This is a genomic window from Streptomyces sp. HSG2 (assembly GCF_016598575.1).
Classification (GTDB): domain Bacteria; phylum Actinomycetota; class Actinomycetes; order Streptomycetales; family Streptomycetaceae; genus Streptomyces.
The window spans coordinates 5,240,278-5,254,284 of sequence record NZ_CP066801.1 but is presented as its reverse complement, the minus strand read 5'-3'; the positions used below and the strand labels follow the sequence as shown (position 1 = coordinate 5,254,284).

Annotated in this window: 17 protein-coding genes and 3 pseudogenes; 9 read left to right on the top strand and 11 right to left on the bottom strand. The window is 70.8% G+C overall.

All coding sequences use genetic code 11. The features are described from left to right. Positions 1-33 precede the first annotated feature (33 nt). From JEK78_RS22915 to JEK78_RS22900, 5 genes are all read left to right on the top strand, one after another. The gene (locus JEK78_RS22915; protein ID WP_200262047.1) at positions 34-1,542 is read left to right on the top strand and encodes an FAD-binding protein; all 1,509 of its coding nucleotides are present in this window, start codon (positions 34-36) and stop codon (positions 1,540-1,542) included. A 68-nt stretch (positions 1,543-1,610) separates the two neighbouring features. Then, entirely contained in the window at positions 1,611-2,123 is a 513-nt protein-coding gene (locus JEK78_RS22910) for an SRPBCC family protein (RefSeq protein ID WP_200262046.1), read from the top strand. Further along, on the top strand, positions 2,120-3,001 hold the full coding sequence (locus JEK78_RS22905; protein ID WP_200262045.1) for an alpha/beta hydrolase: 882 nt from the start codon (positions 2,120-2,122) through the stop codon (positions 2,999-3,001). The genes JEK78_RS22910 and JEK78_RS22905 overlap by 4 nt, the downstream gene beginning before the upstream one ends. Positions 3,002-3,090: 89 nt before the next feature. Beyond that, positions 3,091-3,216, top strand: a complete 126-nt coding sequence (locus JEK78_RS23730) for a hypothetical protein (protein ID WP_277953055.1) — start codon at positions 3,091-3,093, stop codon at positions 3,214-3,216. Further along, a complete protein-coding gene (locus tag JEK78_RS22900; RefSeq protein WP_200262044.1) occupies positions 3,213-3,980 on the top strand; it encodes a 4'-phosphopantetheinyl transferase superfamily protein in 768 nt (255 codons plus the stop codon). Before JEK78_RS23730 ends, JEK78_RS22900 begins: the two co-directional genes overlap by 4 nt. On the opposite strand, the gene JEK78_RS22895 is transcribed toward JEK78_RS22900, so the two are convergent. The 6 genes and pseudogenes from JEK78_RS22895 to JEK78_RS22870 form a co-directional block, all read right to left on the bottom strand. Further along, positions 3,970-4,962: an AraC family transcriptional regulator gene (locus JEK78_RS22895; protein WP_200262043.1), complete on the bottom strand. Its 993-nt coding sequence runs from the start codon at positions 4,960-4,962 to the stop codon at positions 3,970-3,972. The two genes, JEK78_RS22900 and JEK78_RS22895, sit on opposite strands and share 11 nt — an antisense overlap. 134 nt (positions 4,963-5,096) lie before the next feature. Then, positions 5,097-5,717 (bottom strand): anthrone oxygenase family protein, encoded by a 621-nt coding sequence (locus JEK78_RS22890; RefSeq protein WP_200262042.1) that lies wholly within the window; start codon positions 5,715-5,717, stop codon positions 5,097-5,099. Further along, complete coding sequence (locus JEK78_RS22885; RefSeq protein ID WP_200262041.1) at positions 5,714-6,373, bottom strand: hemerythrin domain-containing protein; 660 nt, start codon at positions 6,371-6,373, stop codon at positions 5,714-5,716. Before JEK78_RS22885 ends, JEK78_RS22890 begins: the two co-directional genes overlap by 4 nt. Positions 6,374-6,494: 121 nt before the next feature. After that, positions 6,495-7,322, bottom strand: coding sequence for an NmrA family NAD(P)-binding protein (locus JEK78_RS22880; RefSeq protein WP_200262040.1), 828 nt, complete (start codon positions 7,320-7,322; stop codon positions 6,495-6,497). A gap of 114 nt (positions 7,323-7,436) precedes the next feature. Then, positions 7,437-7,901, bottom strand: coding sequence for a DUF1772 domain-containing protein (locus tag JEK78_RS22875; RefSeq protein ID WP_242483198.1), 465 nt, complete (start codon positions 7,899-7,901; stop codon positions 7,437-7,439). A gap of 151 nt (positions 7,902-8,052) precedes the next feature. Further along, positions 8,053-8,195: pseudogene (locus JEK78_RS22870) on the bottom strand (ATPase); the annotation flags it as partial. A gap of 80 nt (positions 8,196-8,275) precedes the next feature. Between JEK78_RS22870 and JEK78_RS22865 the strand changes: the two are divergent. After that, positions 8,276-8,851, top strand: a pseudogene (locus JEK78_RS22865) (transposase); the annotation flags it as partial. 328 nt (positions 8,852-9,179) lie between these two features. On the opposite strand, the pseudogene JEK78_RS22860 reads toward JEK78_RS22865, so the two are convergent. Continuing rightward, positions 9,180-9,902 (bottom strand): annotated as a pseudogene (locus JEK78_RS22860) (IS3 family transposase); the annotation flags it as partial. 162 nt (positions 9,903-10,064) lie between these two features. On the opposite strand from JEK78_RS22860, the gene JEK78_RS22855 reads away from it, so the two are divergent. Continuing rightward, positions 10,065-11,780, top strand: coding sequence for an IS1634 family transposase (locus JEK78_RS22855; RefSeq protein WP_200262037.1), 1,716 nt, complete (start codon positions 10,065-10,067; stop codon positions 11,778-11,780). On the opposite strand, the gene JEK78_RS22850 is transcribed toward JEK78_RS22855, so the two are convergent. Continuing rightward, on the bottom strand, positions 11,762-12,070 hold the full coding sequence (locus tag JEK78_RS22850) for a hypothetical protein (RefSeq protein ID WP_200262036.1): 309 nt from the start codon (positions 12,068-12,070) through the stop codon (positions 11,762-11,764). The two genes, JEK78_RS22855 and JEK78_RS22850, sit on opposite strands and share 19 nt — an antisense overlap. Then, positions 12,067-12,399: a transposase gene (locus tag JEK78_RS22845; RefSeq protein ID WP_200262035.1), complete on the bottom strand. Its 333-nt coding sequence runs from the start codon at positions 12,397-12,399 to the stop codon at positions 12,067-12,069. Before JEK78_RS22845 ends, JEK78_RS22850 begins: the two co-directional genes overlap by 4 nt. A gap of 16 nt (positions 12,400-12,415) precedes the next feature. Here JEK78_RS22845 and JEK78_RS22840 point away from each other — a divergent pair, with 16 nt between their 5' ends. Continuing rightward, the gene (locus tag JEK78_RS22840) at positions 12,416-12,832 is read left to right on the top strand and encodes a hypothetical protein (protein ID WP_200262034.1); all 417 of its coding nucleotides are present in this window, start codon (positions 12,416-12,418) and stop codon (positions 12,830-12,832) included. Between the two features lie 60 nt (positions 12,833-12,892). After that, the gene (locus tag JEK78_RS22835) at positions 12,893-13,429 is read left to right on the top strand and encodes an SDR family NAD(P)-dependent oxidoreductase (protein WP_242483197.1); all 537 of its coding nucleotides are present in this window, start codon (positions 12,893-12,895) and stop codon (positions 13,427-13,429) included. Positions 13,430-13,470: 41 nt separating this feature from the next. On the opposite strand, the gene JEK78_RS22830 is transcribed toward JEK78_RS22835, so the two are convergent. Further along, positions 13,471-13,617 carry a hypothetical protein gene (locus tag JEK78_RS22830; protein WP_200262033.1) on the bottom strand — a complete coding sequence of 49 codons (147 nt, stop codon included), beginning with the start codon at positions 13,615-13,617 and terminating at the stop codon, positions 13,471-13,473. 84 nt (positions 13,618-13,701) lie between these two features. Further along, entirely contained in the window at positions 13,702-13,956 is a 255-nt protein-coding gene (locus JEK78_RS22825) for an integrase core domain-containing protein (RefSeq protein WP_200262032.1), read from the bottom strand. Positions 13,957-14,007 lie beyond the last annotated feature (51 nt).

Genomic DNA, 14,007 nt, shown 5'->3' with positions numbered 1-14,007 from the left:
TACCCGCGACCGACGAGACACGGAGTTTCCCCGATGATCCTGCACACTCCCTCCCGCAGAGCGGTCCTCGGCACAGTGGGAGCCGCCGCCACTGTGATCGGCTGGAACGCCACCACTGGGAGCTGGGCATGGGCCGCCGACAGCGCCCGCCGTCCCGGCGACCAAGTCGTGCCCGTCCCCGACCTCGACGGCACCCTCACCACCGACACCTCCCAGTTCGACTCCTACACCCACGACTTCGGCCGCCTCGTGACCGGCACGGTGCCGTGGGCGGTGCTCACCCCCGGATCGGTCCAGGACATCGCCAAGATGATCGGCTACGCCAGGACGAACGGGCTCAAGCTCGCCGTCAATGGCCGCGGTGGCACCGGCGGGGACCTGGAGTCCCACTCCTGCTACGGCCAGGCCGCCGTCTCCGGGGGCATCTCGGTGAATGCCCGGGGCATGGCGCGCATCCTGTCCACCGGCTCCGACTCCGTCACCGTGGAGGCGGGCGCGACCTGGGCGGAGATCACCGACCACCTGCTCCCCCGGGGCCGTACGCTGCCCGCCCTGCCCGACTACCTGCGGCTCTCCGTCGGCGGCACCATCAGCGTCGGCGGCATCGGCCTGACCATGGGCACCGAGGGCCTGGTCGCCGACAACGTGCGGTCGATGGTGGTGGTGACCGGCACCGGCGAGGTGGTCACCACCTCGCCGAACCGTCGGCCCGAGCTGTTCCGCACCGCGCTGGCGGGCGGCGGACAGGTCGGCGTCATCGTCCAGGTGACCCTGCGGACCGTGCGCGCCGCCGAACGGGCCACCGTCTTCAGCCTGTTCTACAACGATGTCGCCTCCTTCATGGAGGACTCCGAGATCCTGCTGGCGGACCACCGCTTCCAGATGCAGGGCGGCGAGATGGTCCAGCGCCCGGACGACTCGGGCTGGCGCTACAAGATCGAGGCGGTCGCCACGTACTCCGGCGGCCAGATCCCGGACCGCGCCCAGTTGCTGCGGGGACTGCGGGACGTACGCGCCGACGCGCACATCGATGACTTCGCGCTGCGCGACTACCTCTTCCGCGTGGACGGCTTCGAGGCGTACCTGAAGGACGTCGGCCACTGGTACCAGCCCAAGCCCTGGCTGAGCCTTTTCCTGCCGCGTTCCTCGGCCGCGCGCTTCCTGCGCCTGGCGGAGGCCGAGCTGACGCCGGACGGGCTGGGCGCGGGGGCGCTGCTCAGCTACCCCTACCTCACCTCCAACGTCACCGCCCCCATGGCCGTGCAGCCAACGGAGCGGGTGGGCTACCTCTTCGACCTGCTGCGCTTCCCGCACCCCGGAACCGGGGCCGACGACATCTCCCGCATGGTGCAGCAGAACCGCTGGCTGTACGACCGGGCGGTGGAGATGGGCGGCAAGCGGTGCCTCGTCGGCGCGGTGCCCGGGCTGACCAACGCCGACTGGCGCCGCCATTTCGGCCCGGCGTACCGGGCGCTGAGCGAGGCGAAGCGGCGCTTCGACCCCGGCAACGTCCTCACCCCCGGCCAGGGTTTCTTCGGCTGACCCACCGCGGCCCCGGGCCGCTCCACGAGAACGGCCCGGCCCCGTCGATTCCGTGAGGAGGAGTACAGTTGAAAACCTATGACCTCGTCGACGAGACGTTGCTCGCCGCCGGCCAGGACACGGTCTGGGAGTCCCTCGTGGGGGAACTCGCAGGCGCCGCCCGGTGGTGGGTGCCGGACAACACGTTCCAGCCGGTGAACGGCGCCCCGGACCGGGTGGGCGCGCTCACCCGGGTCACCGTTCACACCAAGGGCGTGGACAAGGGCGGCAAGAAGATCCGGTTCACCGCGCGCACGACCGCCGTGGAGCCGGGCAGGCGTCTCGCCCTCGAGTACGTGGAGGGGGCCTTCCGCGGCACGGCGGAGTTCACCCTCGCCCCGCTGGACGACGGCGGCACTCAACTGGCGATGCGTTTCCGGGCCCGGCCGCACGGCGGACTCGCCGTCTTGGCCCGGCTCGTGGACATCGGCGCGCAGCACACCCGCGCCACCCGGGCGGCGTTCGGCCGGCTCGGTCGCCTGCTGCCCGCCGCGCCGACCCCGGCTGGTTCCGCCGCCCCGCTCCCCGAGGTCTCCCGGTGACCGCGCCCGCCCCCGGTGAGACGTACCTCGGTACCGAGGACGGGGCCCGGCTGGCGGTCTCCGTCCTGGACCCGCTGGAGCGGGGCGACGAGGACCGGCCCCCGGTGGTGCTCGCCCACGGCTGGGGCGGTAGCCGCCGGATCTGGAGCCCGGTGACCGACCGGCTGCTGCGGCGCGGCTTCCCGGTGGTCGCCTATGACCTGCGGGGTCACGGCGCCTCCACGTTGGGCGCCCACGGGGTGACCGCAGCCGCGATGAGCGCTGACCTTGCGGCGGTCGTCCGGTACGCGGGAGGCGCGCCGCTCGTCGTCGGCCACTCCGGCGGCGGATTCGCGGCGCTCGCCCTGGCGGCCGCGCCTGAGCCCGATGCCCGCCCGGTGGGTCTGGTCCTGGTCGCCTCGGCGGCGCACGACCAGGACACCCCCGAGAACGAAGCGCGGATGATGGAGGCGCTGCTCTTCTCCTGGGCCCTGCGCCGCCCCACTGTGGGCCGGGCCCTGCTGCGGCAGATGACGGGCGCGGCGCTGGCCCCCCGGCTGCGCGAGGTCAATCGGCAGTTGTTCGCCTCGACCGCGCCGGAGGTGCGGGCGGCTTGCTTCCGCTCCTCCCGGGGCATGGACCTGCGGGCCGCTCTCGCGGACGCGCGGCTGCCCGCCGCGGTCCTGGCGGGCGAGGCCGACCGGGTCATCCGGCCCGAACTGGGCCGGGAGCTGGCGTCGGCCCTCCCGGACGCCGTGTTCACGTCGATCCCGCGTGCCGGGCATGTCCTGCCTCTGGAGCACCCGGAGGCCGTGGCCCAGGCCGTCGCCCGGATCGCCGAACGGGCCGTGGAGCGGGCCCGCACCACCTGGGGCGCCGAGGAGACGGGCACCCTGTGAGCAGGGTCCTCCCCGGCCCGTGCACTGTCCGGGACACCGTCCGGTGCACCGCCGGGGCCGTCCCAGCGCCGGGTGACGAGGAGGGCCCGGTGCGGATCCGTACGGGGGTCGTGGCGCCCCGTACGCCGGGCCTCACCCCGCTTCCCGTACGGGCCGACGCGCCGCTCCGCGTGCGAGGCGTCGTGCCGTTCGCCGTACGGACGGACGTGCCGTGATCGAGTGGCTGGTGCCTGTGGGGGTCGCCTGGGCGGAGGCGTTCGACGACACACTCCTCCGGCCTGCGGACCCCCGGGAACTCGCCCTGGTCCGGGGCCGTCCGGAGCGGGTCGTCCGGCAGTTCGCCGCCGCACGCACCTGTGCCCGCCGCTGCCTGGACGCCCTCGGCGCACCGCCCGGCCCGCTGCTGCGCACGACGGACGGCGCTCCGGCGTGGCCGACGGGGTTCGTCGGCAGCGTCACCCACTGCGCGGGGTACCGGGGCGCGGTGGCGGCGCGCGCCGACGCCTGGGGGGCGCTGGGCGTGGACGCCGAACCCGCCCTCCCACTGCCGCCCGGTGTCCTGGGGCTGGTCGCCTCGCAGCGCGAGCGGCGGATGGTGGCCCGGCTCACCGGGAAGCATCCCCGTCTGCCCTGGGACCGGCTGCTGTTCAGCGCCAAGGAATCCGTCTACAAGGCGTGGCACCCGGCCACCCGCCGGTGGATCGGCACGGCCGCCATCGAGGTCGCGTTCACCGCCGGAGGTCTGCTGACCGCCGAGGTCCACCCCGACCGCACGCCGCCGCCTCCGGTGCGGCGACGGTCGGAGAACGGCCAGGCGGCCGGGCCCGGCGCCGGGGCGCCGGGACACGGCGGCGTCGCGGCGCGCTACATGGGCCGCTGGTGCGTGGACAGGGGACTGCTGCTCACCGCCGTGGCGGTGCCCGCCCGGACTCCCCCGACGGTTCCCGCGCGGTGCGCCGGGCCGCAGGTCAGCGTCTGAGAATGACCGTCCGGTCGTCGGAGCCGGTGGCCATGGCCTCGCCGGCCCGCTTGCCCCGGCGGAACTCCTGCGGGCTGACGCCGCGTTCCCGCTTGAACGCGGCGCTCAGGGCGAACGGGCCCGAGTACCCCACCCGCTGGGCGATACCGGCGACGGACAGCTCGGGGTCTCGCAGCAGCTCGGAGGCGAGCGTCAGCCGCCATCCGGTGAGATAGGACATCGGTGGCTCACCGACGAGCTCTGTGAAGTGACGTGCCAGCACCGCCCGGGAGGTCCCGACGGAGGAGGCGAGCGATGCGACCGTCCACGGCTCGCTGGGCCGCTCGTGCAGCAGCCGCAGAGCCCGCCCCACCACCGGGTCGCTCTGGGCCCGGAACCAGAGCGGCGCGCCGGTGCCCGGCTCCATGAGCCAGGAGCGGAGGACGCTGATGAGCAGCAGGTCGAGCAGCCGGTCGAGGACCACCTCCTGGCCGATGTCCTCCTTGTCCACCTCGGCGGCCAGCATGCCGATCAGCGGGGCCCGCGCGGCGGAAGCGGGCTGGACCAGCAGGGCCGGCAGGCCGGCGAGCAGCCTGCGCCCGACCTCGTTGGGCGCCTGATAGGTGCCGCTGAGCATCATGGCCGACCCCGTGCGGTGTGGCTCCCCCCAGGTGCGTACGCCCAGGGACATCGCTTCGGTGACGTTCTCCCCGTCAATGGTGTGGCAGCGCTGCTCGGCGTCGACGGTGATGCCCGGGCGTGTCGCCGGGTCGTCGACGAGCGTGTACGGTTCGGGGCCGCGCAGGACCGCCACGTCCCCCGCCGCCAGCCGCACCGGGTCGCAGCCCTCGCGGAGCACCCACGCCGAGCCGTGCATCATAGTGACCAGCGACAGGGGCGCGCGGTCCTCGATGCGCAGTCCCCACGGGGGGTTGAACACCGATTTCAGGAGGAAGGCACCCCGCGCCTTGGGGCTCCCCAGCAGGCCGCTGAGCGTATCCACAACCGTCACCTCGCACCGTTTCGCTGTCGTTTCTCGCGGCGCGCGCCTCGGCCCCGGCCGTTCCCCTCCCGGGAGGAGGCGCGACCGTGAGTCCGGCCTATCGAGAGGACCGGACCCACGATGGTTCTCGTGTGTCAACGCGCCCGGGTGATCGTCCGCCGCCGGGCCGCGTCTCCCAGCAGGGCGAGGGCGGCGAGGCACGCGACCGTACGGACCGCGTTGGCCCTGCGCCAGGGTCGCTCGTAGGCGGCTCTCGCCGCCGCCAGGTCGGCCGCTGACGTGCCCGAGGCGTCGCGCAGCCTGCGGTTCAGGGGCAGGTTGACGCAGATCGTCACCACGACGCTGAGGCCGTACAGCACTGCGGCCGAACGAGCCTCCCGGGCGGCGGCGCTCCCGTCCGCGCGGTCGAGTCGGCGGGCGGCGACACCGGTGGCCAGGAACACACCCAGGAAGAGTGCCCCGAAGGGGGCGTTGTCGTCCAGGGCGTCATTGGCCCGGCGCATCGCGGCGACGAACCTCTCGTCCCCCCGCCGCGCGAGGGCGAGCATCACACCGACGTCGAACCCGAGGTAGAGGCCGGCCATCAAGCCGGTGCCGATGGTGGCAGCGACAAGGACGGGGTCCGGTGGCGTGGCGGCCGCCGGGAGGGCGCGGGAAGGACGCATGGTGTTCCCCTGGTCGGATCGACGGGCGGCGGACGCGGCACCGCCGGCGCGGCAGCCGGCCACCCGGAGGCCCTGCAGCAGGCCGTTCACCGGGGGTCCAGGATTCCGGTGAGCGAGCGGCGGTAGGCACCTTGCAGCAGGGTGCGTCCCATCAGGCGCACCGGGCCGGGCATCAGCCCGTCCGGCTGCGGGAGTCCGTCAAGCAGCCACGGGGGCAGGACCCGCTTGACGCGGAGGGGCGCCGCCGCGAGAACGCGGCGTTCCAGGGCGGCGAACACCTCGGCCGGTACGCGGGCGAAGACCGGGAAGGTCAGCTTCTCCTCCTCGTGCAGGTGCCGGTGGAGGACGGTGTCGAAGGTGTCGACGGGGCAGCCGATCAGCTCGGCGTTTCCTCCCTCCAACGCCCTGGTCACGCGGAGCATCGAGTCGTCGAGGGCCACATGGTCCTGGACCATGCGATGGGACCCGGCCGCGATCTCCGGTACGTGCTCGATCAGACCCGGCCAGAGGATCTGGTCCTCGGTGCGGTGGTGCCAGTCGACGATGGCTCTGAGCTGCCGCCACCATTCCGCGGCCCGGGGAAGACCGGCGGAGGTCAGAAGCGGCGCCGCAGCCACCAGCCGCCGGGAGTCGCGTCTCAGCGCGAGGTGCGTCTGCGCGAATCCGCGAAGATGGCGGGGCAGCGTGTCCACGCCCCTACCTCCCCACAGCAGCCCGTCCATGGCGTCCCTCTCTTCTCTGAGCATCCCCCGGCGTCTTCGCCGAGGGCGCCTGGCTTGATCGGTCTGTGGCGATACACGGCCAGTGCGGTGATCCGCCGTCCGGTGCACCCTGTTCAGGCGGATCACCACTGCCGGACACCGGTGATCAGGCGTCCCAGACTCCGGTGGCCGCGGCCTCCTTGGCGTAGTCCGAGAAGTCCTTGGGCTCTCGCCCGAGCGCTTCACGGACGCCGTGCACCACGCTGGCGTTGCGGCCGTCGACGATGAGGGTGAAGAGGTCCGCGAACTCCTCCGGCTCGCCGAGCTCTCGCAGCGCCGCGCGGTAGTCGTCGGCACTGACCGGCACGTAGGTGATGGTCCGGCCAGTGGCCGCCGACAGCTCCCGGACCACGTCGTGGAAACTCAGCAGCCGGGGACCGGACAGTTCGTAGGTCTTGCCGATGTGACGGGCGTCGGTCAGTGCGGCGACCACGACGTCGGCGATGTCGTCGGCGTCCACGAACGGTTCGACGGCGTCCCCGGTGGGCAGCGCCAGTTCACCCGAGCGGACCGGATCGAGGAAGAAACTCTCGCTGAAGTTCTGGTTGAACCAGTTGGCTCGGACGACGGTCCAGTCGCAGCCGGACGCCTTGAGGGCGTCCTCACTGGCGACGGCGCCCTCCTCACCCCGGCCGGACAGCAGCACCAGGCGGCGGACACCCCGCGCGACAGCGAAGGCGGCTAACCGCTCGACGGTCTCCTTGGCGCCGGGGAACGCGAGGTCCGGGTAGTAGGTCACGTAGGCGGCGGAGACCCCGCCCAGCGCGGTCTCCCAGGTGCTCTCGTCCTCCCAGACGAAGGGGATCTCGCTGCTGCGGGAGCCGACCCGCGCGGGGCGGCCGTGCGCTTGGAGGCGGTCGACAACCCGTCGTCCGGTCTTGCCGGTGCCGCCTATGACAAGGATGGGTGCGGTGTTCTGCGCTTGAGTGCTCATGACCTTCATTCAAGTCTCCACGCGGCAGACGGTACATAGCCCTCAGACTCAGATGCATACGCGATCGTCTCGATCTGCGGGTGGGACACGTACGTCTGGAACACCCCACGGGGTTCACTGGGCGAGGGCCACGGCCATGAGGACGAAGGCGGCGACGGCGAACAGGGTCCGCACTCCGTGCAGGGTGTTCCACCGCCCCTCGAACGCCCCCCGGGCGGCCCGCTCGTCGCCCCGGTGACGGGAATTCTCCAGCGCGTTGTTCAGGGGGACGTTGCCGCCCGCGGTGATCAGATGACCCACCAGCGCGCAACCGGCGGCAGCCCCCACGAGGGCCGTCTCGCTTCCGTCGCGCGCCTCCGGCACCACCAAGAACGATGCGGCGGGGAAGGCCAGTGAGCCGAGGAAGAGCAGCAGGAACACCGGCCCGGGAACCCTTCGGTTCACCGTCCGCATGACGAGGGTGAACGAAGCGTCGTCCACCTCTCTCAGGGAGGGCATGACACCCGACTGGAAGGCGAGCATGTATCCGGCGTACAGCCCGGTGCAGACGAGGGCGAGGACCTCAAGATCTTCCGACATACAGATCATCATCGTCGCTTCTGCCCCGTCTTCGCAGGGCTTGTTCCGGACTTGACGGGAGCGAGGCGCCGAGCCCGGAAGGAGGGCCCTCTTCGGCGTCCGGCGGCGGTACGGCGAGGGCCCGACGGGGGTACGGCGCGTCGTTCAAGCGCAGCTCGACCGTGGTCCGTGTCGGCGCGCCGGGCGGCTGACGGCGGAGCGGACGAGCGCGGCAAAGTTCGAGGTGTCTTCCAGGCACCCGGCCTCGATCCGCACCAGCAACCGGTCGTAGATCGCGGCCGAATCCTCTTCGCCGTCCGAGGGACCGACATCCATGTTCAGATACGCCGCCGCCGTCCGCCGCCGATCCACCCGCCCGAACACCCCCGCCATCGAGGGTCCCCGCCACGGCCTGGACGGCAGCGATCGAGCCCGGCGGCGAGATCCGCGACGGCGCCTGGGTCGCCGAACTGTCCGGCGACTGCCTCAAGAGCTGGCCGAAGGGAACGCGGCTGATCGTCCGCAAGGAACGGCCCCACCCCGGCGCCCAGTTGCGGATCACCAACGCTGACGGACTACGGCTGACCTGCTTCGCCACCAACACCACCAACATGCCGATCGCGGCACTGGAGCTGCGGCACCGCCAGCGGGCACGGGCCGAGGACCGCATCCGGGCCGCGCGGGCCACCGGCCTGCGCAACCTGCCCCTGCACGACACCGCGCAGAACCAGATCTGGCTGGAGATCGTCCAGCCAGATCTGGACCTGCTGGCCTGGATGCCGATGCTCGCTCTGACCGGCGAAATCCGCAGGTGGGAGCCCCGCCGTCTCCGGTTCCGCCTTCTCTCCGCCGCCGCCCAGATCGTCACGACCGCCCGCCGCCGGCACCTGCGGTTCGCACGCCACTGGCCCTGGACCGACGTGATCACCGACGCCCTGGCGCGGCTCGAAGCTCTCCCAAATCCCGGCTGACCAGCACGTTCCCGTCCCTGCGATCAGCACCACCCGACCGGAGCCGTGGAACCCGGCGCCCACCCGACGCGACAGCCGGGCCATCAGCGTGCCCGCCACCGACCCGAGCAACCGAAACGGCCCGCCGAAGAAGCCGACGGACCGTCACGAAAGATCGAGGCTAGGGTCGTCCGTATGATGATCGACACTGGGGCCGCCGGGTTACTCTTCGCATCCCTCCAGGCGGACGCCCTCACCAGCCCGGACCAACTGCGCGAGCTCTACTCGCAGCCGAACCCGAACTCGCTCCGCAAGGAGATGGGCCTTGACCCCGAATCCTGGACACGGGCTATGCGGCTTGAGCCAGCGTAGTTGATGTTGCGGCGAGTGCCGTCTCGTAGGCGATCGGGCTGCGTTGTCCGAGTCGTGAGTGGCGGCGTCGGGTGTTGTAGCGGTTCAGCCATCGGAAGGCGTCGAGCCGGGCTTCGCGCTCGCTGGACCAGCTCTTGCGGCCTTGGAGGGTTTCCCGCTTGAACGTCGCGTTGAAGGACTCGGCCAGCGCGTTGTCCGCCGAGCTGCCGACCGCGCTCATGGACTGGCGGACACCGGCCTTCGCGCAGGCGTGGGCGAAGGCCCGACTGGTGTATTGCGCCCCGTGGTCGCTGTGCATGACGGCCCCCGCGAGGCTGCCGCGGGTCCGTATCGCCGCGTCCAGGGCATCGGTGACGAGCTCGGTCCGCATGTGATCGGCCAGCGCCCATCCGGCCAGGCGGCGCGAGGCGAGGTCGATGACCGTGGCGAGATAGAGGAACTTCCCACCGTCCAGCGGGAGATACGTAATATCGCCGGCATACCTGGTGTTCGGCTCCGTGGCGGTGAAGTCCCGGCCGATCAGGTCGGGCGCCTTCGCGGCGGCCGGGTCCGGGACCGTGGTGCGGTGTCTGCGGCGCAGGCGCGTCCCGGCGATACCGGCAGTGCGCATGAGGCGGGCGACGCGCTTGTGGTTGACGCGCTCACCGTCCTCGCGGAGCTCGGCGGTGATCCTGGGGACACCGTAGGTGCCGTCCGACTCCCGGTCCTGGGTTCGACGTAATTCGAGGGTCCTGGAGGCTCTTGCGGGCTGAAGGTGCAGGTCATCGGGGCGCGGACGGCGCAAACGGCTGGAATGGCCTAGAGACACGACTTTCTTGATTCACCTGTGTTGGCCTGCTACTTCGGCCTATCGTCTGGATCCATGTACGTGAGGACGACGAAGCGGGAGAACAAGTCCGGCACGGTCCGGTACCTGCATCTGGCCCACAACGAGTGGGATCCGGTGAAGGGGCGGGCGGTGCCGAAGGTGCTGTTCACCTTCGGCCGCGAGGACGACCTGGACCGCGAGGCGGTCAGGCGTCTGGTCATGTCTCTATCGAAGCTGCTGGAGCCGGGCGACGCGCTGGCCGCAACCGCGGCGTCGGACCTGGAGTTCGTCTCCTCGGTGCCGTTCGGCGGCGCCTATGTGCTCGACCAGCTGTGGCGCCGGCTGCGGATCGACCAGATCGTGGGCCGGGTCGGGCAGCCCAAGCGAGGCCGGCGCCGGGACATGACCGCGACCGAGCGGGTGCTGTTCGCCCTGGTCGCCAACCGGGCGCTGGCCCCGTCGTCGAAGCTCGCGGCGGCGGAGTGGATCACGAACGACGTGCACATCGACGGCCTGGCCGAGACCGGCGAACAGCCCTGCTACCGGGCGATGGACTGGCTGCACGAGGTGCAGGACGACTTGGAGAAGCAGGTGTTCGACGAGGTCGCGAACCTGCTGAACCTGGAGGTCGACCTGCTGTTCTTCGATACCACCAGCACCTACTTCGAACTGGAGGAGCCCGACGAGCCCCTCGCCCGCAACGACGCGGGCCGGCGCCTGGACGCCGACGATGTGGACGACAACGAGGCCAGGCAGGCCGGGTTTCGGACCTACGGCAAGTCGAAGGACTCCCGCGACGACCTGCCGCAGATCGTGATCGGCATGGCCGTCACCAGGGACGGCATCCCGGTCCGCTGCTGGTGCTGGCCGGGCAACACCTCCGACCAGACGCTGATCCGGCAGGTCAAGGACGAGATGCGGGACTGGACCCTGTCCAAGATCGTGTGGGTGGCAGACCGCGGTTTCTCCTCCGCCGCCAACCGCCGCTACCTGCGCAAGGGCGACCACGCCTACATCATCGGCGAGAAGCTCCGCTCCGGAAGTCCCGAGGTGCAGGCCGCCCTGTCCCGCCAGGGCCGCTACCAGGACGTCGGCGAGAACATGCGCGTCAAGGAGGTGCGGATATCCGACACCGACCGGTTCGTCATCTGCCACAACCCTGAAGCGGCCGAGCGTGACCGGCACATGCGCGAACAACTCGTCGCCCAGCTGGCCGGCTTGATCGCCGACACCGACAAGCTCAGCGACTTCAAGCGGGGTGAACTACGCGGGAAGATCGCCGACAAGCCCGGCCTGAACCGCTACCTTCGCGCTACCCCGGCCGGCAAGCTCCGCGTCGACCAGGCGAAGATCAAGGCGGAGGAGAACCTCGACGGGAAGTACCTCCTGCGCTGCTCGGACCCCCACCTGAGCGCCGAGGACATCGCGCTGGGCTACAAGCAACTGCTCGAAGTCGAGCGCGGCTGGCGCGACATGAAGCAGATCATCGACCTGCGGCCCGTCTACCACCGCCTCGAAGAACGCATCCGAGCCCACGTCATCCTCTGCTGGCTCGCCCTCCTCCTCATCCGGATCACCGAGACCACCACCGGCAAGACCTGGCCGCACATCCGACGCGAACTCGACCGCCTCCATCTGGGCACCTTCACCGGCCGCACCGGCACGTTCCAGCAGGTCACCACCCTGACCAAGCCTCAGCGCGACCTACTCGCGAAGCTGGACATCCCCGCCCCCAAGCAGGTCGTCTCACTTCAGCCCACACCTCGCTGACCAGCGAGAACACCACCGCCTAGAGACACGCCCTCCAGGCGGACACACGCATGTCCACCCAGGTCAGGCCCCAGATTCGCCTCTCCAGACTGCCGAATTACGTCGAACCCGGGCCGGTGGACGGTTTGGATCCGTGCGGCGAGCTGGGCGTCGGCCGCCCGGCGGGCCGCCCGGTCCGGTGCGGTCCGGCGCCAGTAGTAGAAGCTGGAGCGGGCGATGCCCAGGACCTGGCACAACCGCTTCACGCCGTATCGGCGCTGGTGGTCGCAGACGAACTGGAAGCGGTTCACCAGCGCGTCTCCCCGGCGAAATACTTCGCGGCCTTCCGCAGGAGCTCGCGTTCCTCCTCCAGCTCGCGGATCTTCTTCCGCGCGGCGGCGAGCTCTGCCTGAAGCGAAGACTCCGGCACCGCCGGACCCTCCGGGCGGCGGCCACGGGGACGGGCGGCACCGGCCGCCCGGATCCAGTTCCTCAGCGTCTCCGGGTTGACCCCCAGATCAGCGGCGACCGACTTGATCGTCGCCCCGGGCCGCGACTCGTACAGCGCGACCGCGTCCGCCTTGAACTCAGGCGGGTAGTGCTTCATGACCACGGGACATCCGTTCTCCTGGACCTTCAAGATCCAAGTGTCTCGGGTGTCCAGGATCCGGGGTCAAGGCCCCCGCACCGACCACGACCCCTTCGGCCCCCAGTTCGACGTCGAGGGCTACCTGGAGTTCCAGGCCCAGCGTTTCGTGCACCACTTCGACCCCAACAGTTACCTCTACCTCAGCCGTTGCATGGACCGCTTCGACCTCGCCGCGTCCAGCGGCACGACGACAGAGGCGGCGCTGGCCGCGATGCGGCTGGAAAAGGCGCTTGTGATCGGCGTGGAGACCGACACCCTCTTCCCCCTCCACCAGCAGCGGCGGATCGCCGAAGGGCTCAGCGGCGGCAACGCCGACGTCCAGTTCCTGCCGCTGGAGTCCCCGCAGGGCCACGACGCCTTCCTCGTCGACATCGGCCGCTTCGGCCCGCCGGTGGCGAAGTTCCTGTCCGTGGACTGGTGGTGACAGGCACGCCCATCCGGTCATCGACCACTTCTGCCCCCCCGCATTCTCACAAGGAGATCCGTGATACCCGCACAGCCTGAGAAGACCGCACTCGTCACCGGCGCCAACCGCGGTATCGGCCGGGAGATCGCTCGCCAACTCGCCAAGGCGGGCGCCCACACCCTCATGACCGGTCGCAACCGGAAGGCGGTGGCTGAAGCGGTGGAGGAACTGCGCAGCGACGGTCTCCCCGTCGAGGCGCTCGAACTCGACGTGGCCAGCTCCGACAGCATCCGGGCCGCCGCGGACGAGGTCGCCCGCCGCTTCGGGCGCCTGGACATCCTCGTCAACAACGCGGGCATCCGCGTCGAGGAGTACGGCAAGCTGCCGTCCCAGCAGCCGCTGCACCAGTGGCGCGAGACATTCGAGAGCAACCTCTTCGGCGTCGTAGAGGTCACCTGTGCCCTGCTGCCGCTGCTTCGCGCGTCCCCCGCGGGCCGCATCGTCAACGTCGCCAGCATGCTCGCCTCCCTGACCCGGCACAGCGACCCGGACTCCTATACCTACAGCGCCACTTTCAGAGTGCGGAACGTGAGCTCTTGTCCGTTTCGTGATTGAGGGTTGGGGAAGGACCGCTGGTCGTGGGTTCGGGGTGGCCTTCAGGTCTCGGGGCGGGTGAACAAGCCGGGTTCAGGTTCGACGAGGATGCCGCGGCTGACCAGGCGTTTCAGTTTGGAGCGGATGCCTTCGGTGTTCTTCGGGAGGGTCGGCAGGTCGAGGGCCTGGCAGAGGTCGCGGGCGCGCATCGGTCGGCCCTCGTCGGCCAGGGCGGTGAGGATCTGCTGGTAGGCTGAGCTGCCCCGAGTTTCGTAGAGTCCGCGATCGTGTGATCAAGCGGTCTGCGGGACTTCGTGCAGTTGCGCCCAGTGCGCCTGTTCGTACTCGTCGGGCGGTACGTAGTCGAGGGCGGAGTGGAGGCGTTCACTGTTGTACCACGCGACCCACTGGAAGACGGCCCGCTCGACCTGGTCGAAGTCCCGCCATGGCCCCTGATGCTCGATCAGTTCGGCCTTGAACGTGCCGTTCAGGGCTTCGGCCATCGCGTTGTCAGAGTGCGGTATGTGGCGTTCTGTCGGTCTTGTCATCGCTCGATGGTGTGACGTTGGGGCATCGTTGCCGGTCAGGCGTTCGGGGTT